At 44.4% G+C, this 20,897-nt stretch carries 25 protein-coding genes; 16 read left to right on the top strand and 9 right to left on the bottom strand.

The window, feature by feature from the left end; genetic code table 11:
* Window positions 1-76 precede the first annotated feature (76 nt).
* On the bottom strand, window positions 77-775 hold the full coding sequence (locus tag DWZ93_RS07285) for a response regulator transcription factor (protein WP_005333481.1): 699 nt from the start codon (window positions 773-775) through the stop codon (window positions 77-79).
* Between the two features lie 325 nt (window positions 776-1,100).
* Here DWZ93_RS07285 and DWZ93_RS07275 point away from each other — a divergent pair, with 325 nt between their 5' ends.
* From DWZ93_RS07275 to DWZ93_RS07220, 12 genes are all read left to right on the top strand, one after another.
* Window positions 1,101-1,802, top strand: coding sequence for a single-stranded DNA-binding protein (locus DWZ93_RS07275; protein ID WP_118452428.1), 702 nt, complete (start codon window positions 1,101-1,103; stop codon window positions 1,800-1,802).
* 179 nt (window positions 1,803-1,981) lie between these two features.
* Window positions 1,982-2,719: a hypothetical protein gene (locus DWZ93_RS07270; protein ID WP_109215044.1), complete on the top strand. Its 738-nt coding sequence runs from the start codon at window positions 1,982-1,984 to the stop codon at window positions 2,717-2,719.
* 16 nt (window positions 2,720-2,735) lie between these two features.
* Entirely contained in the window at window positions 2,736-4,547 is a 1,812-nt protein-coding gene (locus DWZ93_RS07265; protein WP_005333473.1) for an AAA family ATPase, read from the top strand.
* Window positions 4,548-4,556: 9 nt separating this feature from the next.
* Window positions 4,557-4,823, top strand: a complete 267-nt coding sequence (locus DWZ93_RS07260; RefSeq protein ID WP_005333471.1) for a helix-turn-helix domain-containing protein — start codon at window positions 4,557-4,559, stop codon at window positions 4,821-4,823.
* Complete coding sequence (locus DWZ93_RS07255) at window positions 4,820-6,937, top strand: vWA domain-containing protein (RefSeq protein ID WP_118452427.1); 2,118 nt, start codon at window positions 4,820-4,822, stop codon at window positions 6,935-6,937. Before DWZ93_RS07260 ends, DWZ93_RS07255 begins: the two co-directional genes overlap by 4 nt.
* A 16-nt stretch (window positions 6,938-6,953) precedes the next feature.
* Window positions 6,954-7,640 (top strand): hypothetical protein, encoded by a 687-nt coding sequence (locus DWZ93_RS07250; RefSeq protein ID WP_005333468.1) that lies wholly within the window; start codon window positions 6,954-6,956, stop codon window positions 7,638-7,640.
* Window positions 7,641-7,702: 62 nt separating this feature from the next.
* Complete coding sequence (locus DWZ93_RS07245) at window positions 7,703-8,221, top strand: AbrB/MazE/SpoVT family DNA-binding domain-containing protein (RefSeq protein WP_005333466.1); 519 nt, start codon at window positions 7,703-7,705, stop codon at window positions 8,219-8,221.
* Window positions 8,222-8,240: 19 nt separating this feature from the next.
* Window positions 8,241-8,489, top strand: a complete 249-nt coding sequence (locus DWZ93_RS07240) for a hypothetical protein (RefSeq protein WP_005333464.1) — start codon at window positions 8,241-8,243, stop codon at window positions 8,487-8,489.
* Window positions 8,490-8,494: 5 nt separating this feature from the next.
* Complete coding sequence (locus DWZ93_RS07235) at window positions 8,495-9,073, top strand: hypothetical protein (RefSeq protein WP_005333462.1); 579 nt, start codon at window positions 8,495-8,497, stop codon at window positions 9,071-9,073.
* A complete protein-coding gene (locus DWZ93_RS07230) occupies window positions 9,054-9,431 on the top strand; it encodes a hypothetical protein (protein WP_005333460.1) in 378 nt (125 codons plus the stop codon). The genes DWZ93_RS07235 and DWZ93_RS07230 overlap by 20 nt, the downstream gene beginning before the upstream one ends.
* A complete protein-coding gene (locus DWZ93_RS07225; RefSeq protein ID WP_005333458.1) occupies window positions 9,431-10,039 on the top strand; it encodes a hypothetical protein in 609 nt (202 codons plus the stop codon). Before DWZ93_RS07230 ends, DWZ93_RS07225 begins: the two co-directional genes overlap by 1 nt.
* Before the next feature lie 55 nt (window positions 10,040-10,094).
* Window positions 10,095-10,379, top strand: a complete 285-nt coding sequence (locus tag DWZ93_RS07220) for a hypothetical protein (protein WP_005333456.1) — start codon at window positions 10,095-10,097, stop codon at window positions 10,377-10,379.
* A 32-nt stretch (window positions 10,380-10,411) separates the two neighbouring features.
* On the opposite strand, the gene DWZ93_RS07215 is transcribed toward DWZ93_RS07220, so the two are convergent.
* From DWZ93_RS07215 to DWZ93_RS07180, 8 genes are all read right to left on the bottom strand, one after another.
* Window positions 10,412-10,813: a winged helix-turn-helix domain-containing protein gene (locus DWZ93_RS07215; protein WP_005333454.1), complete on the bottom strand. Its 402-nt coding sequence runs from the start codon at window positions 10,811-10,813 to the stop codon at window positions 10,412-10,414.
* Between the two features lie 62 nt (window positions 10,814-10,875).
* Window positions 10,876-11,748 (bottom strand): ABC transporter ATP-binding protein, encoded by an 873-nt coding sequence (locus DWZ93_RS07210; protein WP_005333452.1) that lies wholly within the window; start codon window positions 11,746-11,748, stop codon window positions 10,876-10,878.
* Between the two features lie 4 nt (window positions 11,749-11,752).
* A complete protein-coding gene (locus DWZ93_RS07205; protein ID WP_022415113.1) occupies window positions 11,753-12,409 on the bottom strand; it encodes a hypothetical protein in 657 nt (218 codons plus the stop codon).
* Window positions 12,406-13,470 carry an ABC transporter permease gene (locus tag DWZ93_RS07200; RefSeq protein ID WP_005333443.1) on the bottom strand — a complete coding sequence of 355 codons (1,065 nt, stop codon included), beginning with the start codon at window positions 13,468-13,470 and terminating at the stop codon, window positions 12,406-12,408. The genes DWZ93_RS07205 and DWZ93_RS07200 overlap by 4 nt, the downstream gene beginning before the upstream one ends.
* Before the next feature lie 70 nt (window positions 13,471-13,540).
* Window positions 13,541-14,743, bottom strand: coding sequence for a HAMP domain-containing sensor histidine kinase (locus DWZ93_RS07195; protein ID WP_055155762.1), 1,203 nt, complete (start codon window positions 14,741-14,743; stop codon window positions 13,541-13,543).
* Window positions 14,731-15,405: a response regulator transcription factor gene (locus DWZ93_RS07190; RefSeq protein WP_023921570.1), complete on the bottom strand. Its 675-nt coding sequence runs from the start codon at window positions 15,403-15,405 to the stop codon at window positions 14,731-14,733. The genes DWZ93_RS07195 and DWZ93_RS07190 overlap by 13 nt, the downstream gene beginning before the upstream one ends.
* A 94-nt stretch (window positions 15,406-15,499) precedes the next feature.
* Entirely contained in the window at window positions 15,500-15,748 is a 249-nt protein-coding gene (locus DWZ93_RS07185; protein WP_243061180.1) for a winged helix-turn-helix domain-containing protein, read from the bottom strand.
* 73 nt (window positions 15,749-15,821) lie between these two features.
* Window positions 15,822-16,076, bottom strand: a complete 255-nt coding sequence (locus tag DWZ93_RS07180; RefSeq protein ID WP_005333435.1) for a hypothetical protein — start codon at window positions 16,074-16,076, stop codon at window positions 15,822-15,824.
* Between the two features lie 277 nt (window positions 16,077-16,353).
* Here DWZ93_RS07180 and ligA point away from each other — a divergent pair, with 277 nt between their 5' ends.
* From ligA to DWZ93_RS07160, 4 genes are all read left to right on the top strand, one after another.
* Window positions 16,354-18,348, top strand: coding sequence for an NAD-dependent DNA ligase LigA (ligA, locus tag DWZ93_RS07175; protein WP_118452426.1), 1,995 nt, complete (start codon window positions 16,354-16,356; stop codon window positions 18,346-18,348).
* 77 nt (window positions 18,349-18,425) lie between these two features.
* Window positions 18,426-18,929, top strand: a complete 504-nt coding sequence (locus tag DWZ93_RS07170) for an NADAR family protein (protein WP_023921566.1) — start codon at window positions 18,426-18,428, stop codon at window positions 18,927-18,929.
* Between the two features lie 21 nt (window positions 18,930-18,950).
* Window positions 18,951-19,424 carry an LPD11 domain-containing protein gene (locus DWZ93_RS07165; RefSeq protein WP_005333427.1) on the top strand — a complete coding sequence of 158 codons (474 nt, stop codon included), beginning with the start codon at window positions 18,951-18,953 and terminating at the stop codon, window positions 19,422-19,424.
* Window positions 19,425-19,513: 89 nt separating this feature from the next.
* On the top strand, window positions 19,514-20,878 hold the full coding sequence (locus tag DWZ93_RS07160; protein WP_005333425.1) for an ATP-binding protein: 1,365 nt from the start codon (window positions 19,514-19,516) through the stop codon (window positions 20,876-20,878).
* Window positions 20,879-20,897 lie beyond the last annotated feature (19 nt).

The raw sequence follows: 20,897 nt of genomic DNA, 5'->3' as shown, positions 1-20,897 counted from the left end.
TCCTTTTCTTATCTGCTGTTATCATATCGGATAAATCCTAATCAAACGCAAATAAATAGTAAAAAAAGAGTAAAGATTAAGAATGCAGACGGTAGCCGATTCCCCATACGGTATCAATATATTCCTCCTGCGTTACTGCTTTTATCTTTTTCCGGATATTGCTGATATGTACATCCAGTGTCTTTGTCTCTCCCATATAGTGTTCATCCCACGCATATTCAAAAATCTCTTCTTTGCTGAAGACCTGTTTCGGATGCTCCAGTAAAAGCTCCAGAATTGCAAATTCCTGCTTTGTAATTTTGGGAAGCAGCACTCCGGCAATCCGGACTTCAAAGCGCTCACGGTCCAGTTCCAGGTTTTTATATGACACGCTTTTATGTTCCGGCTCCTGCTGCATATGGCGGAGCTGAACCTGAATCCGGGCAAGCACCTCCTGTATCTCAAACGGTTTTGTAATGTAATCATCTGCCCCACTGGTAAGAAGCCCGATTTTTTCATCCAATCCGTCTTTGGCTGTCAGGACAATAACCGGCGTATTGCCCTGTTTCCGAATCTGGGCAAGCACCTCTTCTCCTGAAATTCCCGGAAGCATCAGATCCAATAGAATCAAAGAAAAGCCCGCCTTATCCATCTGGAACAGCATCCTCGCTTCCGTCCCGGAAAAAGCCTGTACCGTCTCATACCCTGCTTTCTGTAATGCCGTATATAAAAGATTATTGATATCCGTATCGTCTTCTACAATCAGAATTCTGTTTTTCTGCTCCATTTTTCTCATCCTTCCATTTTCCGATTTAAACAATATTATATTGCACTTTTATAACTATGTCCAAAATTCTTTTGATATTATCCTTCCACCTCGTCTACATATGCTATATATAGTTCTAATTCTTTTGACATATGCTATATCTTGTGTTAATATAATCTTGTATTTAAGTTTTTGTGCTGTCCCGTCATGGGAGTCTGGACCATTCATCCAGAAGCATATGCAGTTTAAGTTTGGAAAATCGTGTCATTATACTGCCGTTTTATACGGTGCTATAATGGCACTTTTTTTATTTTAATCTATTTTAACGCCCAAAGAGGCAGAAAGGAGAATTTTTATGTCAGCAATTTTAACAATTTTAGGGAGGGCCACAAGAGATCCTGAGATGCAGCAAGGAAAAAATTCCGGTACGGAATATGTTTCTCTGGACATTGCAGTTTCACAGCGAGGCCAGGATGGAAAGGAAGAAACCATTTACTATCAGTGCTATTTTAACAAGTTCCTTGCAGAACGCTTAGCAAAAGCAGGCGTAAAGAAAGGAACCGGGCTGATGATCTATGGTGATCTGGAGCTTCATCCGTTCATTTATCAGAAAGGAAAGAATGCGGGGCAGGCAAATGCCGGTCCGAGGATCAATGTCAAGGACTGGCACTTTGTACCATCCAACCGTTCTGACAGCAATACCGGACATCCGGGTGCAAACCAGAACAGCCAGCCGAATGGTGGTGCGGCAACGTCCGGTGCAGCCGGCAATGGCAGCTACCCAATGCAGGGAAATCCCAATGGCAGCTACCAGAATCAGGCAATGCCTGGCGGCTATCCACAGCAGGGAATGGCTCCTGCTAACGGTGCCTACACGCCTCCTGCAAATGGCGGACAGTATCAGGCTCCGCCAAACGGAACCGGTCAGCCACAGAGCAGCTACCCGCCGCAGGGCAGTTATACCGGAATGCCAAATTACGGAGGTATGCCGGGCAGTCAGCCAACTGACGGCTTTCAAAATGTGCCGGAACAGATGGCATCCCAGTTGCCCTATTAACTCTCAAGGAACCCTATGTTGAGGAATTGCATTTATCATCTTTGTGATGATGCAGTTCCTCTTTTTCATATCCGGAAGCGGCGATTTCCCATCCAGCTTCCGGGCTTGTCTAAGAATCATGAATCAGAAAGGAATCAGCTCATGAAAAAATCAAATCGAAAAAATTCTTACAGTTTGTCGTGCTTGTACTGTTTCTTGCAGCACTTTTCGTACCACAGGATGCCAACCGGCTTCTGATTGCAGGCATTGCCCTGATCGGTATCGGAGTCACGCTGTTCAGTTATCTTCTCCCGCTTTTCACGGAACGCCTGAAAAACAGGGAGCATAAGCTACGAAAACGCCCAGAAAGAACTCGTCATCTGGAAGGAACACCTGATCTGGAAACCATTCTCTGGAGACAGATCAAATTCCAGATTACCGGAAAGCTCAAGGAAGCCTTCCCGGATGCCACATGGGATTTTGTGAAAGAACCACCGCTCTCCCAGATACTGGATGGGGAACCATTACGGATTCGCACACGGAATACCGGAAGTTATAATTTTGCGGAAATTCTCATGGATGCCCGTGGCAGTCTGACGCTTCAGATGATGACCATTGAATCCTTACATAAAAAGGAACCGTCAGAAGGAAATCCGGATTCCAGACCAGCCGTTAATCCCAAATCATGGTATTCCCTGATTGGGAAACCGCTACTGATGGAATTGGTCGGTGACTTACAGGCAAGGGGCTATGAAAAGCTGTTTATCAACGAGCAGGGAGATGTCTATATTCTGAACGGCACTGAACCGGAAGTCCGGGGAAAGCTGGAACATTTCCCGCCCAAAGATTACTGGGGCGAATTGACGGAGATTTTTACTGAAGATGAATTGACCACAGAAGAGACCGAGCAGGCACTGGAACTGTCCTGGATCTCATAAGAAGGAGGAACGAATCATGGCAAATAACATCGTAGCAACCTGGGGGTTCAAACGCAAACTCCCGGAACCATTTGAGGATTATACGGACCATGCAATCTTTGATGACATTGCATCCAAATACTGTACTCAGCCACGGAAAAAATCCACGCTTCATGCAGCTACCCTGCGGGCAGTCCTTGCTTATCTGGAGCTGGAAAACCCGGTTGGCAGTACCCCGCCGGAAAAGCTTGGGGCGGTCGGTACCCAATCCAACAATTTTGTTGTGGCGGAATATCCGAGCAAAACCGGTGATCTTCAGGTGGTTGTCTACAACCAGCTAAACGGAAAGTTTTACGGAGGCTGCTATACTCCTCCGCCGGATGTGGAAAGCACACCGGAAAAATACGAATTTAAAGACTCCAAACAGTCCGGTGCGGCTCTGCTGTTCGCACTGATGCCGGTTTTTCTGGCAGATGAAGAGTGTAATGAAAAGTATCAGGAATTAAAAGCGCACCGGGACAACGGTTATCCCGATCTGGACGCCGCTGCGGAAACAGCAGCCGTTCTCTGCGACAACATTTACCGGAGAACCCGCTATGCATCAGGTCTCCCGACCGGTGGTGTTAAGATTGACCTTCCGGCAAACGGCGTATTGTCGCTGATCAAACCGTTAAATATCCAGAAGGGGGTCTATGCACCAACCGAAGTGCTCCATGGAGACTTTCAGGTGTTACGTCCAGGAAGTGGATTTAAGAAAGCACAGGCAGCCATTTCCAGAGATGATTTTGTTGGGAAATTTATCCTGACCGCATCCCGAAGGCTGTCTCCGGAAGAGGAGGTATCTGTTCCGACATTGGCAGAGTGGTACATCATCCCTCCGGAAATCAAACGGATCTGCGAACACGCAAAACTGACAACGGATACCACACAGCCGATGCGGAATTTTCTTTTACGGGGACCGGCAGGTACCGGAAAGACCGAAGGAGCCAAAGCCATTGCTTCCGCACTTCACCTTCCTTACCGCTGCATTACCTGTTCCGCAAATACAGAGGTATTCGACCTTTTAGGTCAGATTCTTCCGGATGTGGACGGAAAACGCACCCGGCTTCAGCGGCAGTACCCGTCTTTTCAGGAAATCCAGTTAGATCCCTCCGGTGCCTATCAGAAGCTGACCGGAAACTATGATGAAGAAATTTCTGCCGAGGACACCTACCAGAAGCTGATCGATACGATTTTTGATGAAATGCACAGCTATTATAAGGAACACACCTCCGGACAGAACTTCCAGTATGTGGATACGCCTCTAGTCGAAGCCATCCGCTATGGGTATATTCTTGAGATACAGGAGCCTACGGTCATTGCTAATCCCGGTGTACTGGTTGGACTTAACTCCCTTTTAGACCGCTGTAACAGCGTATATCTTCCAAACGGAGAAACCATCCACCGTCATCCGGATACGACCATCGTAATCACCACAAACAATGACTATGCAGGCTGTAAACAGATGAACCAGTCTGTCATTTCCCGAATGAACCTTGTGATTGATCTGGATGAACCGGATGAGGATACACAGGTAGAACGTGCCATGGCTGTTACCGGATGCAAGGATGCAAAAACGGTACGTCTGATGACACGCATTGTCAAATCCATGGCTGTCTACTGCCGGGAAAATCTCATTACAGATGGCTGCTGTGGCATGAGGGAGCTGATTTCCTGGGTGCAGTCCTACATGGTCTGCGGGGATATCCGGGAAGCGGCCCGTTACACGGTGCTTGCCTCTGCCTCTGCCGATGCTGAGAACCGTACGGAAGTGGAAGAAAGCTGTCTGGATACTGTGCTTGCTGCGTAGGACACGCCTATGAGAAAAGCAGCACTCACAGAAGCCCAGATCCGAAAGCATCTGGCAGATAATCTGTCTTATCTCCGGCAAGCCAAAACACCGAAGTTATCACAAAAGGCAGTTGCCAGAATCTTAAATCTTCCCCCGAAAACCATTATGAATTATGAAAATGCAAACTCCTCCCCGATGGCTTATGCCGTCCTTCGCCTTGCTGTGTATTACGGCTGCACGATGGAGGAACTGCTGACAAAAAATCTAAGAAAAGAAAGGAAGAATATCACGTGAATCACAGCCAAAGAAATTTAAAGAAACTAATCCGGGCAAAAGAGGATTCCATTGCGGATGAGGAGTTATTCCTCTCCGCTGCCTATCAGAAGTACCAGACCTCCCTTGCCAGAGCCGTTACCGGACGTTACCGGTATGGACTGCAGGTACTGCTGGACTGGGACATTTCCGAACAGGCAGGCGTTGCATATACCGACAATTATAAGGTACATCTCAACGCAGCGAACCCGATCACCCAGTCTTTCCCCACCCGTTTCTTACGTTCCCAGAGCCTGACAGGGCTCACCGGGCATGAAGTGGGGCACTTACTCTATTCTGATTTCACAGCCCACGCTGTTCATCTGAGGAGTCTGGAAAACGGTTCCTTCTATCCGAAGGAGCCGGAGCTATCCCTTCCAGCTTATCAGACAGCACTGGAGGAGATCAAAGAAGTGTTAGAAGAAAAGGACAAAGCCGGATGCCTGACACTGGCACGATGCGCCGCAACTTTTCAAAACATTCTGGAAGACATCCATATTGAAGACCGTATGTGTGAGGAATTCCACGGCACCTTCCGACAGGGGATTGAACTCAATAACCTGCGTATGTCCGAACAGATTCCTTCCATACAGGAACAAATTGACAAAGAATACCAGCCATTTTCCATCATTGCCAACCTGATCCTTTCCTATTGCCGGACCGGAAACATCAACAATCCCACCGGCTATCAGGGGGATTATCTGGATACCATTTCCGATTGTACCGATCTTCTGGATACGGCAATGGAATCGGAAAAAGGCACTGACCGGATGCTGGTTTCCAATGCGCTCTTAGCCCTGACCTGGAACTATATCCAGCCGCTCATCGAAAAAACACGGGAGGAATTGGAAATGCATGGCGAGGATTCCGCTGCCGATGCTCTGGAAGATCTTCTAGGGGATGAAGTCAGCAGCGGCGCTCCTCTTCCGACCGGAAAAAGCGGTGCCATTCCAAAGAATATCAAACCAGCTTCCCCAAAAGGAAGCGGGAATGATGAGGGCAATGCTCCTTCCGGTCCACGTACCAAAGAGGATGCTATAGAGGAAGCCAAACAGGTGCTTTCGGAAGAAGGCGGGCGCATCGCTCTTACAAAGACCAATACCATTCTGGATGAAAACAACCCCGGCGTCACTTATGTCAGTCAGTATCAGGGCAGCGGCTATGAGCATGCTGCAGAGGATCTGTTCCGGATCTTGAACGATGTGGCTGCAGAAAAGGTGCAGGAAGACTGTCAGACGGAACTGACCGAGGAACTGCAGAAAACAGCCAATGATATTCATTACGGCAATGCCCATGCAGGCATCCATGTTACCATCCATCGCCTGACCAGTGTTTCCGATTACCTGAAGAATGAATACCAGACAGTTGCTACCCCGCTCCTGCGGGCTTCCAAAAAGCTGCAAAGCACCATCCTGCCGCTTTTGAAAGAAGAACAGCAAGGCGGAAAGCAGAAGAATCTCCTGTTTGGAAAACGTCTGGACTCCCATGCTCTCTATAAGACAGACGGAACCATCTTTACCAGAACCAGACTTCCAGGAGAGGAAAAACGTCTGGCTGTTGCCCTCCTGATTGACGAGAGTGGTTCGATGGGTTGGGGTGACCGGATGACACATGCAAGAAAGACTGCCATTGTCCTTTATGATTTCTGTAAAAGCCTCGGTATCCCTATCACCATTTACGGGCATTCCACGGATGCAGGCGGCGTTGCTCTTTACTCCTATGCAGAATTTGATTCTGTGGACAATGAGGACTGTTACCGGCTGATGGATATGTGCGACCGCAACGGGAACCGGGACGGCGCAGCTCTCCGCTTCGTAGCAGAGCATTTGTGCACACGCCCGGAGCTTCAGAAGCTGCTGATCCTGATTTCTGACGGTCAGCCAGCCGATTACGGCTACAGCGGAACGGAAGCAGAGGCAGATCTGCGGGGCATCAAGAAAGAATACGAAAAACGGGATGTCATCCTGTTTGCGGCTGCCATTGGTGACGATAAGGAAAATATCCGCAGGATTTACAAGGACGGATTCCTGGATATCACGAAACTGGAAGAGCTTCCAAAGAATATGGCACAGCTTGTCAAACAGCATCTCAAATAAAGGAAGGTGAATACTCATGAATGAAACTTATCAAAACCGGATTACCGACCAGATCTGCAAGATCCAGAATGACCGGGCACTCATTGCCTTTTATGACCGGCTCCGCTACGCACCACTCGGCAACTATGCACAGCTACATGCCAAAGGGGAATATCAGGAAAACGGGCATAAAGTACATTCTTTAATCTGCATCACCATTCAGGATTATTCCAACGGTACCGGAGACCGGAATATCATCACCCGTTTCAACCTGGCACCGGAACAGATCCAGTTCCTCTTAACCCGGATCACTTCCGGTTTTCAGGAATTTGAATGGAGCCAGAGCAAGATCTACGGCAATCCCGATCAGAACGGTTATTCCACAGCCCAGATGTTTTATATCTCCAGACATCCCTATGATTCCAAAGGGCAGCCTATGAAAAGCCCATGGAAAATCCAGATTGTAAATGGGAAAGGCATCAAAGCACAGAATAAGAACGGTGGTTCCTACATGCAGCCACGCAGCTTCCAGTCCGAAAAGACGACAGCCATCCAGCTTACCGACATGGATCTGTTCACGCTTCTGAAGCGGACGGATTCCTATATTTCCAACTGGGAAACGGTGATTGCTGCATCACTGATCAATAACGGAAAACGGATGCTGGCAGACCAGCAGAACAGTCAAATGCAACAGACAGCACAGGCTCCGCCTTACGCTGCCTAAATTTTCAGAAGAGAAGCGGTACTTTACTGCTTCTCCTCTTTTTAAGAAAGGAGACTTTAGTTATGAATATTGCACTCATCCGGACCATGGACTCTCAGGGGCGTATCGTCATCCCTGCAGAAATCCGGAAACAAATGAAGCTCTCAGACGGAGATGCACTGGAACTGGAAAATGTGGGAATGGAGCTGCTTTTACGCAAATGCCCTACCCACTTAAACGGAAAAGAGGAAATGGCTTCCTATCTTTCCGTCCTCTACAGTGTCATCCACTGTGGTATCGCAATTTGCAGTGAGGCTCACATACTCGTATCTGCGGGCATCTATCTTCCGGAAGGCACTCCCGTTACAGAAGAACTCGCCGAATTGGTTGCGGACGGCCAGGAACTGATCTCTGCTGAGAACTGCCCTGTCTACCCGGTATCCAACACCCGTCAACCGGTTTGTGCTTTTTTCCCGATTTTAAGGGAAGACAGAGAGCCGCTGGCACTTCTTCTCTGTTCCAGAACCGGACAGCATTTATCCGAGATGGAATTGGGATGCGCTAAACTGGTCGCTGCCGTAATTGCAAACAAAATTAAGTAAGGAAAGGAGCGTGAAATCAATGAAGAATACAAATATAACCTTACACACCACCCAAAAGAAAGAATATGTCCTCACCGGAATCCTGTCCCTGCCCCTCCATCTGGGAGAACGGGCGTGGATCTATAGTTATAACCAGACCTTTGCTACCAGTCCGGTGCAGAGTATTCTGGAAGTATCCGAAAACGGTGTGGTATTTGAGACCTGCAACAGTATTTACCGTCTCAGCTACACCCGTGTTCCGATGGAGCTGGAGGCGATGTGTGCTTGACAAGAATGGAAGAACTGGAGAGCTGCCTTTCGGGGCTCCTCTCCACCTTAAAGAAGAACCGGGAACATGTGCCTCTGGAAGTGCTGAAGACACAGTATAAGCAGCCGTATGAAGAACTGGTCAGAAACATCAACCTGACCGCTTCTGCCTATGCAAAATCTGTGCTGCTCCACCGGCTGGTCCTGAATCCGGATGCAGATGTGGAGGAACAATGTACCGTCATCAACCAGATGATACAAACTTCCGGGATGCTGAAGAAAATCAGCTCCTGCATGTCCAAAACCTATGATGTAGGACAGATATATCCTCTGATACTGGAACTACGCCATATGGTCGAACAGGCACTCTGGCCCTATGTGAATCAGGCAACTTGTCTGGTCGCAGATCTGGATGATATAGAAAAAGAACCGACAATTTACAATTTTTTGACACATGAAGTTTATGAAAATGATACCTGGATTCACCGAGAAATCGACCTGCGCTGGAAACTACTGGTACATCTTACTCCCGAACAAAGAGAATCCGTACCACCAGCCAATCATAGTATGAATGGAGGAATTTACCATGAAAGAACAACCATCTAATCCTTGCGAGAAAGTCTCATTTATTTTGACCTATGACCAGCTTGAAGCTGCTTATAACATCTACCGGGAACAATTTATTTCCTGCGACTTCATCCGCCGCTCCATGGAACGTCTGGAGGAAAGAATCGGACTCTGCAACCTTCCATATGAAACGCTGCGTGATGATCCAAGCCTTCTTCATGAAGCATACCTGCAGTTTCTCCGACTGGAAGACTGCAATGTGGCTTATAACGACACGCTGGAGCAGGTAATTGATGCAATCGAACAATGGCTTGCCTCTGGCACCTTATCCCCTGTAAACCTTACGGTTTCCAACCAGAATATGGGTGAAACTTTTGGAACGGAGGTGGATGTGTAATGGCAAATATCTGCTGTGATGATGTGATCTTTTATACAGAAGGAAATCCGGAAGGACTATATGACTTGTGGGAGGACCTGGAAACCTACATCATTCTGAACCAGAATCCTGATTTATGCTGGATTGGCAATTTATTTTCCCACAAGAAAATAGATTCCACCGGAATATCTCTTCGTGGAAATGTCAGCTACATGGAATGGAATGATACGTATATTCTACTTTCTTTAGAGACAGCATGGACTCCACTTTATGAAGCATATCAGGCGATAGCCGCTGCATATCATGTTCCCTTTGTGATGCAAAGCATAGAACCTGGAGAACGAATTTATTATAACACGGATGAAGCACACCTATTTTTCCCTGACCGATATTGTGTCCGCTTATATGAAGAAAGCCTATTGACTCCATGTGGCTTAATAATCGGAGAAAAGCTGGAAGACGGTGAACCATTTGAAACGGAAACAGACGTATTAGAACGATTCAGAGATTGCGGATATCCAGCAGCTACACTAAAAGAGTTGGAGCTCATGTTCGATGCGGATGAACTTATTATTTTTGAATTTACAAATCCATATTTGGATCTGGAGCAGAAAAATGCTTGTGCATGAAACTTCTCCCCTCCACACCAAAGACGATTATCATCAGATTTAAAGGAGGAACACCATGACTGATTTGGAACTGGATGTCTGGGATGCATGGCTCAGGGAACGTCAGGAACATCTGGAAGAAACCCTGTCCAATATCTCACCATCGGAAGAACCCTGCAGATATTACCTGCTAACCGGATATATTCAGGGAATGCTAGAAGCTCTTACCATGCTTACGACTGTTGAGGATGGGAAACGCTTCAAGATCAAACTGGAGCAATTTCGCCAGAATCTGCTCCTCTCTGGAGATTACGATGCTACCGGTAACTATAAACAGGCAGTGAAGAAAACTGCTGTTTAAATACTTCGAGCCGCCCAATCGGACGGCTCTTTTTATGCCCGAAAACGGTAGCCTACACCACGTATCGTTTCTATGTAGTGCGGTTCTTCCGGATTTTCTTCTATTTTCTTTCTCAGATTCTTGACTAACCCATAGACACGGTTATCCACTTCTGACTCCACATCCTCATAAATATGCTGGTAAATCTGTTCTTTTGTAAATACCCGATTGGGGGATAAGGCCAGATAAAAAAGCAGGTCATATTCATGTCTGGTAAGTTCCACAACCTTACCATCTTTGATTACGCTCCGCTGAAGCTGGTCTATTTCCAAACCTTGGAATGTCAACTTTTCAGAATTTGTAATCTCCATAACTTCTAACGTACTTTCGCAGGCTAGAACTGATTTAATTTTATTCAGGATTCCCTCTTCGGAATCAGAAATGGTAAGAATCATCACTTTCCCATAACATCACCTGCTTTTCTTAGCATTTAGCTTTCACTCCTCATTAACAATGTTTATCGATTGGTTACATAGATATATGCATCTTCCAAAGTTACGTCACAAGCTATACATCCACTTTCTGACGGCATATTCTCCCCTAACAGTCTTAATCTAATTCCTTCCTCCGTATACTGCTTACTGGAAATATGATATTTTCTTTCTAATTCTCTTGCAAGGCTTTCGTCCTCTGTACAGCATTCCCATACATGCCCTCTTGCCTTATTCAATAATTCCCTCATTGTTCCTGTATAAAGGAATCTACCTTTTTTCATAACCGCAAGCTGATTACAGGTTGCCATCAGATCCTCCACCACATGCGTTGAAAATAATACGGTGCGTTCTTCTGCAAAATCTACCAGTAAATTACGGATACGGATGCGTTCCTCCGGATCGAGCCCTGTTGTTGGTTCATCCACAATTAAAAAATCCGGCTCATGGAGTAATGCCTGCACTAATCCAACTCTTCGCTTCATTCCACCTGAAAGCTGCCGCATTTTCTTTTTCTGATGGTCTGCAAGACTGGTCTTCTCCAGATAGTAATCAATCCTTTTCTTGCTTTCTCTTTTCTCAATTCCAGCCAGATCTCCCATATACTCCAGACATTCTCGAACAGTCAAAGACGGATACAGATCAATTTCCTGTGGCAGATACCCAATCTTTTTCTGTATCTTTTCGTAATTTGCTTCGCAATATAGCGTACCATCTAACAGAACTTTTCCACTTGTGGGTGCAAGCACCGTTGTAAGCACCCGCATCAACGTTGTTTTTCCTGCACCATTTTCACCTAACAGACCAAATATCCCATGTGGGATTTCCAGATCCACATGATCTACCGCTGTCACTCCATTTTTAAATGTTACTGTTAAATCGTCTATTCTTATACTCATAATCTTACCCTCTCTTCTTTAATATCTTAGGAACAAATGCAAGCATCATCCCCGCAAATACCACGCACAGCACCTTCCCGCCAAGCCATCTCCACTCTGTCAGCTTACCGAAATCACAAGTTCCGTAGGAAAATGGTCCCCAGTTTTTCAAAAACTGAGTTGCCTTTCCGGAAATAGAGAAAAACCAGAAAAGCAGCACGACACCCATACCAATCCATCTGTTTCGAACCAGATTGCTGACAGTTACGGAAAGCACACTCCAAAACAAAACAGTTCCGGGAATCGCAATACAATAAATTCCAAACAAGGCACCGCCATCTAATTCTTCTGTCAGATTCACCGGTTTCTGCCAATAAAAGAGTCCATATGCCAACAAACTGATTCCAATCAGATAAGCTACCTGCACAAATAGTCTTTTATAAACTACCCCTGCCTGCTTTTTTAGATTATAAAGGCAGAATACTTCCGAGCGTTTGCTCTGCACTTCCACCAGATAAGTATCTGCACAGAAAACGACTGCCAGAAGCGAAACAGCTCTTTCTACTGCCTGCCCGATTTCATTCGCATATACAACAGGCTGGATTGCACTCAATATCACAACAAAAGCGATTGAATATGCAATTTTATAATATGGCATACATATTTTTACTTCTTTCTTCAATATACTCTCCTCCTTTTCCACATCCACACCGCTATAAACATGAGCAGTATGGATGCTGCCACAAGAAGCAGTTGATTGAGATATACCTGATGTGGCAATTCCGTTTCAAAAAAATTCCCCGGAAATCGAACCATAATAGAGAATGGTCTTGCATGACACTGTCCTTTGCTATCCCATGTCAGCATATTAGAATAAATGATATAAAGAACCAGCGCCGGAACCGCTGGAAGCGGATTCTTAAACAGCAGCGCTGTAACCGCATACACACAGCAGATCATCAGGATGTTCGGCAGGACATACAGGATCGAATTCTGAACAAAATCCAGTATGTTCATAGCAAATCCTGATTTTACTGCCGTGGCGTAACACAAAATGATAAATACGATATTCATAATGACCAGTGCCGCCGTCATAATGAGAAATCCACTGCTTATTTTCCCGGCAATATATTGAAAAGCCGTCATCGGTTTGGTGTGCAGCAATTCATAAGTATTTTTCCTCATATCCTGGAAAAATAAAAACGCCAGCAGAACCGTTGCAAAGAATGCCATATGCAGGCTTGCAAAATCTGTAAATTTTCTTCCGAAATAATAGGAGAATGGATGTTTCTCAAGATTTTCTCTGATATACCGGTTGACTTCCTCCGGGCTTCCCTGATACCATGAAACGTCCTCATACACATAATTGGCACCATTAAAGTGGTATTCCGTTTTCAGATACTGACACGCCTCCGTAATCTTCATCTGTTTCATCTCAGATATCACTGCCTCCGCCTCTACTTCCGACATGCCAAACCCATTCTCTGTGTCCTGAAGTATCTTTACAATCTCTTTCTCCCACAGTTCTCTCTCCTTATCCGGTGTTGCCGGAATACATCCCTCCATAACATCCCCATCGGAGGCCATTTTTACCTTCCTGAAGGTTTCATCCGACTTCACGTAATGAATGGACAGATAGGGTGCAAGTGTCTGGTACATACTGATTAAAACAACAATCAAACCGATCCAGAATATCGGATTTTTAAGATAATTTTTCAGATTCCTTTTTATGATTGCTTTCATAAGTCATCCCGCCTTTCTTTTTTCTACAAACAGCATAGCCTACAAATCACAACAAAAAAACAACAGCCATTTATTTCTGCTGTTGTTCTTCTAATACATAATTTTTAAACACTGCCTCAACTTCCGCACCGCCATCTGCTACATTTTTTATCAGCAGTTTCCCACCATGCCGTTCGCAGTAGATACGGCTGATATACATACCCATTCCAAAATGCTTTAAGTCATCCTGTGGATTCTCATGATAAAACGCCTGTGTCACCCTGTCGATATTTTCCTGAAATCCAATTCCGTCATCCCTGATACTCATTTTCAGATATTGGGGTGTCACTGTCAGCTTCAGCCTAACTTCCTGATTGGCATAGCGGAATGCGTTAGCCAACAGATTATCCGCTACTTCCATGATGATTTCCTCATCCGCAGTCAGTATTTCAGATTCTCTCACTGTCGTCACTGTAAAATTCTTTTCTGATTTTTCCACCACGACTTCTGCCAGAGCTTCTATCTGGTTTATCAACTGCCGGATATCTACCACGGAACAGTTTAATTCCCGTTCTTCCAATTTCGTCATCTTCCTCATACTATCAATAAAATGGTTCATCCGTTCAATCTGAAGCATACCGCCCCTTAACATCTCCATCATTTTCTCTTGATCAAGCATATCTTCCGGAACAAATTCCAAAAGCATTTCCTGATATCCCCGCATGATTGCAAGCGGCGAGCGGATATCATGGGCAATCGCTGCACGCAGTACCCGCTCATCTTCGATCATCTGCCAAAGTCTACGGTTATTTTCTTCCAACTGCCCACGCATCCTTTCAAATTCCCTGCACAGCATCCCCATCTCGTCCTCGTTCTCATAAGCCATATGAAAATCCAGATCTTCCTCCGCAATCATCTGTGATGCCATCTTCAGTTCCTGAATCGGTCTCTTTAATTTATTTTTGTAAAACAGGCTGACCGCAATTCCACATCCGGCAAAAGAAAAAAGCAATACTCCGTACGTCTGAAGGAAATCACAGGTTTCTGAAATATGCCAGTCCATTCTGCTCATTTTACTCTGATTCGGTCTCGGTACCACTACCTCAAAATTTTCATTGCGGTCATTCATTGCCTGATAATACTCGTCCTGATCCACGTACTTCCACCAGACCTCCTCCTGTATCTGCCCGGCAATCTCAATAATTGACACAGAAAGAAAAAAAGTGACAATCAAGCTGAGTATCGTATATAAAACCATTGTCTTTTTCAAGGATAAATTTCTTATCTTTTCCATCGATACCCCATCCCCCATACTGTCTCAATGTATTCTGTCTGCGTATATTCCGCCAGTTTCTTTCTCACTCTCCGGATCAGTTCCGTAACAACACGGCTGTCACCTTCCGCATCATAACCACACACCTTTTCGTATATCCGCTCCCTGTCAAAAACCTGTCCTGGATTCATGGACAAAAACTCAATGATTGCATATTCCAGCTTCGTAAGCTCCAAATCATTTTCACCGATCTGAACCCTCTTTGCTCCATAATCAATACTGAGGTCTCCGTGGAATCTGTATTCAGACTTCCCTTTATGACGCTCCTCACGCTTCAAATGTGCAATAATACGAGCATCCAGTTCTTTCAGACTAAACGGCTTCAGTATATAGTCATCCCCACCGGATAAAAGCCCGTTTACCCTGTCCTGCTCCTCCACTTTTGCCGTCAGGAAGATAATGGGACAAGTTACTTTGCCCCGGATACGTCTGCATACTTCTAATCCGTCTATTTTAGGCATATTGATGTCCAGCAAGATAATATCCGGTTTCTTATGGATTTTTTCCAAAGCATCTGTGCCATCTTCTGCCATCATTACATCATATCGTTTGATTTCAAAATAGTTCTTTAACATCTTTAATAATTCGATGTCATCATCCACGATCAAAATTCTATATGCCACTTTTATCACCTCGTTTTATCAGTATACAACGAAAAAAACAATAAATAAACAACAAGAGAAACACTTCGAGCCGCCCATTGCCGGACGGCTCCTTTTATGCCCGAAAGCGATAACCAACACCACGTATCGTTTCTATGTAGTGCGGTGTTTCCGGATTTTCTTCTATTTTCTTTCTAAAGTTCTTAATCAGACCGTAAATTCGGTTATTCACTTCTGACTCCGCTTCCTCATAGATATGCTGATAGATCTGTTCTTTCGTGAATACCCGATTAGGAGATAAAGCAACCACAGCGATTTGCTTCAAAAGTCTCTTTCGCCTGGTATACCGTTTATAACTTCTCATGTTTATCACCTTCAATCTGCTTTCAAATTTAATAATCTATATTTTATGACAATTCAGCATATAGAAAAGTTAGTTATTCGTGAAAATTATTTTTAAATTTAGAACTTGCATAACCACTACGATGTAAAAACAGTTTAGAGGCATTTATGACAGAGATTGATTTTATCTGGTTTTCGACTTTCTCCACGAAAGTGGCAAAAAATACCTGGCTACGAATTCCTTCGCTTAGGGCAAATCTGAAATCCTGAACGCTTTTATTCCTGTAGCCGACAAATTTGTCATCAACATAAGGCAAAAGCTTCATTGAGGAATCTATTTCATTTGACATATACTACATCTAGTGTTATACTGTTCTTATATCAATTATTTGTGTCAATCCGGAAAGGATTTATCACACGCAGTTTAGGTTTGAAACGTAGTCAGGAGTTTTCCTATGCCCAACAAGCAGCAGGGACTTCTGGCTTTTTTTATTTTGCAGGAAACTGCATCTATTTTGAGAATGAACATAAGCGTCATTCTCTTTTTTTATGCCTGAACGCAGGGAAAGGAGGATTACGGAAACAAATGATTCCGGAACTGGCACGCCACAAAAGAAAGGAGACTCTATGTCAGTCAAAAGAATTAAGAATCTTGTAAAACAACTCAATGAATACCGTCATGCCTACTACAATCAGGATGCCCCTCTGGTATCTGATGCCGAGTATGACCGACTCTTTGACGAACTGAAGGAACTGGAGGAACAGACTGGTTTCATCCTGTCAAATTCTCCGACACAGACGGTTGGATATTATCCGGTCAGTGAACTTGCCAAAGTCACCCATCCGATTCCACTGCTCTCGCTTGAGAAAACAAAACTGATTTCAGAGCTTTTAGATTTCATGAAAGGACAGGAAGTTCTCTTTATGCTGAAACTGGACGGTTTGACTACCAAACTCATTTACGAAGATGGCAGACTGATTCAGGCTTCTACCCGTGGAGATGGTGAAGTGGGGGAAGATATTACACACAATATCCCGGCATTTTTAAATGTACCGCTTACCATTCCACACAAAGAACGTCTGGTCATTACCGGTGAGTCTTTTATACCAACCAATGATTTTGAACGTCTGAAAGATACTCTGCGTGATGGAAATGGAAAACCTTATAAAAACGGACGTAATTTTGCTTCCGGATCAGTACGAAGTCTTGATCCGAAGAACTGTATCGGACGTTGTGTTCGCTTTCTTCCGTTCAATGTATTAGAAGGAATGGAGGATGTTCCCTTCCCGGACAGCAGAGCCTGCAAATTAGAAGGTTTAACACACCTGGGCTTTGGTTACTGCCCGTTTTTCTCAATTTCAGGAACCGGACTTTCAAAAGAATATGCGGAGAAATTCATTCAGGAATTGGTATCCACAGCAGCAAATTTACATCTTCCTATCGATGGCATTGTCATGATTTTTGACAGTCTCAGCTACTCCAAAAGCTGCGGAAAAACCGGACACCACTATAAGGACGGCCTCGCCTATAAGTTTGAGGATGATACCTACGAAACTTTCTTGCGTGAAATTGAATGGACACCGACCAGATTCGGAGAGATTGCTCCGGTCGGCATCTTCGATACCGTGGAGATTGACGGCTGTGATGTTTCCAGAGCTTCCCTTCATAATCTGACCTTTATCAAAAATCTGGAGCTTGTACCCGGATGCCGGATTCTTGTTTCCAAACGAAACATGATCATCCCACATATAGAGGATAATCTGGATCGTGGAAGGTATACCGACATCACGCCTCCGGTCTGCCCTTGCTGTGGTTACAAAACCAGAACCTACAGCCGTAAGACCAGCGACGGTCGCACCGTAGAAACTCTGCATTGTGATAATCCGCAGTGCGACAGCCAGATCACAAGAAGGTTTGTCCATTTTGCCAGCAAGAAGGCAATGAACATCGAAGGACTGTCAGAAGCCACTTTAGAAAAATTCCTGAATCTGGGCTATCTGCACTCTTTTCAGGACATCTATCATCTGGAGGAACACCGGGAAGATATTGTGGCACTGGACGGATATGGTGAGAAATCTTTCGACCGCTTGTGGGAATCCATCAACGCCAGCCGGAGGACCAGCTTTGTCCGCTATCTGGTTTCCATGGATATTCCTATGATCGGCAGAACCAAAAGCCGGATTCTGGACACCGTATTTTCCGGAAATTTAACTGCATTTGAACAGGCGGCTGTCGGAGATTACGACTTCACTCAGTTAGAGGATTTTGGCGAAATCTTAAATCACAACATCCATTCCTGGTTTGCAGATGAAGCAAATCTTGATTTATGGAAAAACTTACAGAACGAATTCACATTTGAACAAAGAAAGGAAGAGACCATTATGACAAAAGAAAACAAATTTACAGGATGTACCATCGTAGCAACAGGGAAACTGGAGCATTTTACCAGAGACGGTATCAACGATAAGATTCTGGAGCTTGGTGCCAAACCTGGCAGCTCTGTAACAAAGAAAACCGATTACCTGATCTGCGGGGAAAAAGCCGGCAGCAAACTGGCAAAAGCCCAGAGCCTTGGTATTCCAATTCTTACAGAAGCTGAATTTTTGGAGATGATTGCATAACCATCTCTGCAATAGATGAGAATTATTTTGAGGTGTGGCTGAAAGGCCGCACCTCTTTTACAAAGGAGGAATTTATAATGAATCAAACAAATACAAGCAAGCGCATACCTACACAGATCAATGAATTTCGGGGAGATTATGCTTTTCTAAGCAATTTCTATCCGGCACCGGTCTCTTACATGGGACAAACCTATGCAAATAATGAAGCTGCTTTTCAAGCGCAGAAAACACTCTCTGCGAGAGAGCAACGCAAATTCTGTATTTTTCGGATGCATAATCCTTCTGATGCAAAGAAACTCGGCAGAGATCTTACATTACGCCCGGACTGGGAAAAAGTGAAAGTCCGGCTCATGTATGAAATCTGCATGTGCAAATTCATGCAGAACCCGGAACTCCGGGATAAACTTCTTGCAACCGGAGAGTCCACACTTATTGAAGGAAACAACTGGGGTGACTATTTCTGGGGCAAAGTCAATAACTGCGGAGAAAACCAGTTAGGAATCATCCTGATGGATGTACGTGCGAAGCTGCAGTGGAATGCAGAAACAGCGCCCAATAATATACCTCAATGTCTGCAATAAAGGAAAGGATGGTCTAATAGAATGAATGAAAATGCAAAAACAAAATTAGTGCTTGAGTATACTGGCATGGATGATTTTTCCTGTCCGGTATATAAGGACCAATTCGGAAAGTTGTGGAAGGATATTGACCTTGGCAAAGAGCCTGAACCGAATCTTTATTCTTTATCTTTTAACCATATTGATGGAGAACCTTCCCATCCCATACAGCAGGAGTACACATTTCATCCGGCTCCGTATCAAAGAAGTTCCTATGAATTCGAGTACCGGATGTTAAGTAAATTACAGTCTGACTGTGAATACTATCTGGGCTACGGAAATCGCAGTCCGTCTATCCTATGCAATCATAGCGTTCAAAACCATATTGCCCGTATGAAAGAATTATGGAATGGTTTTCCCACAGATCAGAAACCGGAATGGCTGACCTGGGAACAGCTTCTTCAGTACGAAAAAGTAATGACAGAAACCGGAATACCCGTGAAGAACTGCTCAGACTAGACAATTCATCATTTATCAGAAATTACCCTCTATATTATCCATTCATATTTTGATATAATAGGAACAGTTGAAAGAAAGGAGCATTTCCCATGTATCTGAAAAGAAAAGTTTACGATCAGCTTCTGGATTGGAAAAACGATACCGTCCACAGCACCTTGGAAGTGAATGGTGCCAGACAGGTCGGAAAAACATATATTATCAATAAATTTGCGGATGAGAACTTCAGGCACAAGATCTACATTAACCTGTTTGATTTGTCCGGCAAACAATTTATGGAATGTTACAAAAAAGCCACAGACTGGACTCCCGGTACAAAACGACCGGAGCAGCCGCTTCACGATGCTTTTAAACTCTTCGATCCGGATTTTGAAGATACCAACGATACAGTCATCATTATTGATGAAATTCAGGAATCCTCAGAGATATTCAACCGTATCCGAGAATTTACCCGCTATTTTCAAGCGCATTTCATTGTAACTGGAAGTTATCTGGGACGTGTACTGGAACCGGAATTCAAATTCTCCAGTGGAGATATTACCAGTATCCGTATTTATACCCTTTCCTTTAAAGAGTTTTTGGAAGCATTGGATGACCAGCTTTTTCAGAAGTATCTATCACTTCCACTGGATCATGCAGATGACACCGTACCGGAACTATATGACGAATTAAAGAATGTTTACGACATCTATAGACAGATTGGCGGCTATCCAAAGGTTGTGGAAACATACCTTAACACAAAAGACGTGGAAGCAGCTCAAAAAGAGCTTGTTAGAATCATCCGCATTTTCTTAAACGAATCTATGCGGTACTTTGATGACATCACAGATATTAGTGTTTTTACCAACATCTTTTTAAGCATCTGCCGTATTCTGCTTCGTGAAAAGAAAGGATTAGATGAGGACAGTATAAGTGAAGAACTGCAAAAGCTCGTTACAAAGAATTACTCCAGTAATCTTTCTAAAGCAACCTGCTATCGTGCTATCAACTGGCTTTACCATTCTGGAATCATCGGTTTCTGTGGCAAAATCACAGAACTGGACATCTTGAATTTCAAACCGGGAAGCCGCTGCTTCTTCATGGATCTTGGAGTTGCATATTATTATCTCTCCAGAACTGGTGCTACTGTATCAACTATGGATGGCTCATTGAACGAAAACTATGTTTACATTAACTTGTCCAAACGCCAGGAATTCCCGGAAGAAATTATCTTTGAGACACCGGCTTTTGCTACTTATAAAGGTGGTGAAATTGATTTTGTAGCTCAGACATTGAAAACTCACATCCGCTATCTGATTGAAGTTAAAGCCGGTAAGGGAACTGCATCTACTGCCTTGAAGGCATTGGAACAGGGGAAGGCCAATAAACTACTATATCTGAAAGGTGATACCAAAGGCGGAACCGTTGGAAACGTACAAACACTTCCTATCTATCTGCTAGAACAATATCATTTTTAATCAAAGAAAGAATACTTCG

The organism is Dorea sp. AF36-15AT (genome assembly GCF_003477705.1).
GTDB classification, from domain to species: Bacteria; Bacillota; Clostridia; order Lachnospirales; family Lachnospiraceae; genus Claveliimonas; species Claveliimonas ammoniilytica.
This window is presented reverse-complemented; position numbering and strand designations above follow the sequence as displayed.

Excerpts from the sequence above, each read along its gene's own strand:
- DWZ93_RS07195 (WP_055155762.1), bottom strand. The coding sequence starts at position 14,743 with ATGGAAAAGATAAGAAATTTATCCTTGAAAAAGACAATGGTTTTATAT.
- DWZ93_RS07245 (WP_005333466.1), top strand. The coding sequence starts at position 7,703 with ATGAATATTGCACTCATCCGGACCATGGACTCTCAGGGGCGTATCGTC.
- DWZ93_RS07165 (WP_005333427.1), top strand. The coding sequence starts at position 18,951 with ATGAATGAAAATGCAAAAACAAAATTAGTGCTTGAGTATACTGGCATG.
- DWZ93_RS07265 (WP_005333473.1), top strand. The coding sequence starts at position 2,736 with ATGGCAAATAACATCGTAGCAACCTGGGGGTTCAAACGCAAACTCCCG.
- DWZ93_RS07160 (WP_005333425.1), top strand. The coding sequence starts at position 19,514 with ATGTATCTGAAAAGAAAAGTTTACGATCAGCTTCTGGATTGGAAAAAC.
- DWZ93_RS07215 (WP_005333454.1), bottom strand. The coding sequence starts at position 10,813 with ATGATTCTTACCATTTCTGATTCCGAAGAGGGAATCCTGAATAAAATT.
- DWZ93_RS07185 (WP_243061180.1), bottom strand. The coding sequence starts at position 15,748 with ATGAGAAGTTATAAACGGTATACCAGGCGAAAGAGACTTTTGAAGCAA.
- DWZ93_RS07235 (WP_005333462.1), top strand. The coding sequence starts at position 8,495 with ATGGAAGAACTGGAGAGCTGCCTTTCGGGGCTCCTCTCCACCTTAAAG.
- DWZ93_RS07180 (WP_005333435.1), bottom strand. The coding sequence starts at position 16,076 with ATGTCAAATGAAATAGATTCCTCAATGAAGCTTTTGCCTTATGTTGAT.
- DWZ93_RS07200 (WP_005333443.1), bottom strand. The coding sequence starts at position 13,470 with ATGAAAGCAATCATAAAAAGGAATCTGAAAAATTATCTTAAAAATCCG.
- DWZ93_RS07275 (WP_118452428.1), top strand. The coding sequence starts at position 1,101 with ATGTCAGCAATTTTAACAATTTTAGGGAGGGCCACAAGAGATCCTGAG.
- DWZ93_RS07210 (WP_005333452.1), bottom strand. The coding sequence starts at position 11,748 with ATGAGTATAAGAATAGACGATTTAACAGTAACATTTAAAAATGGAGTG.
- DWZ93_RS07285 (WP_005333481.1), bottom strand. The coding sequence starts at position 775 with ATGAGAAAAATGGAGCAGAAAAACAGAATTCTGATTGTAGAAGACGAT.
- ligA (WP_118452426.1), top strand. The coding sequence starts at position 16,354 with ATGTCAGTCAAAAGAATTAAGAATCTTGTAAAACAACTCAATGAATAC.
- DWZ93_RS07250 (WP_005333468.1), top strand. The coding sequence starts at position 6,954 with ATGAATGAAACTTATCAAAACCGGATTACCGACCAGATCTGCAAGATC.
- DWZ93_RS07240 (WP_005333464.1), top strand. The coding sequence starts at position 8,241 with ATGAAGAATACAAATATAACCTTACACACCACCCAAAAGAAAGAATAT.
- DWZ93_RS07220 (WP_005333456.1), top strand. The coding sequence starts at position 10,095 with ATGACTGATTTGGAACTGGATGTCTGGGATGCATGGCTCAGGGAACGT.
- DWZ93_RS07230 (WP_005333460.1), top strand. The coding sequence starts at position 9,054 with ATGAAAGAACAACCATCTAATCCTTGCGAGAAAGTCTCATTTATTTTG.
- DWZ93_RS07170 (WP_023921566.1), top strand. The coding sequence starts at position 18,426 with ATGAATCAAACAAATACAAGCAAGCGCATACCTACACAGATCAATGAA.
- DWZ93_RS07260 (WP_005333471.1), top strand. The coding sequence starts at position 4,557 with ATGAGAAAAGCAGCACTCACAGAAGCCCAGATCCGAAAGCATCTGGCA.
- DWZ93_RS07225 (WP_005333458.1), top strand. The coding sequence starts at position 9,431 with ATGGCAAATATCTGCTGTGATGATGTGATCTTTTATACAGAAGGAAAT.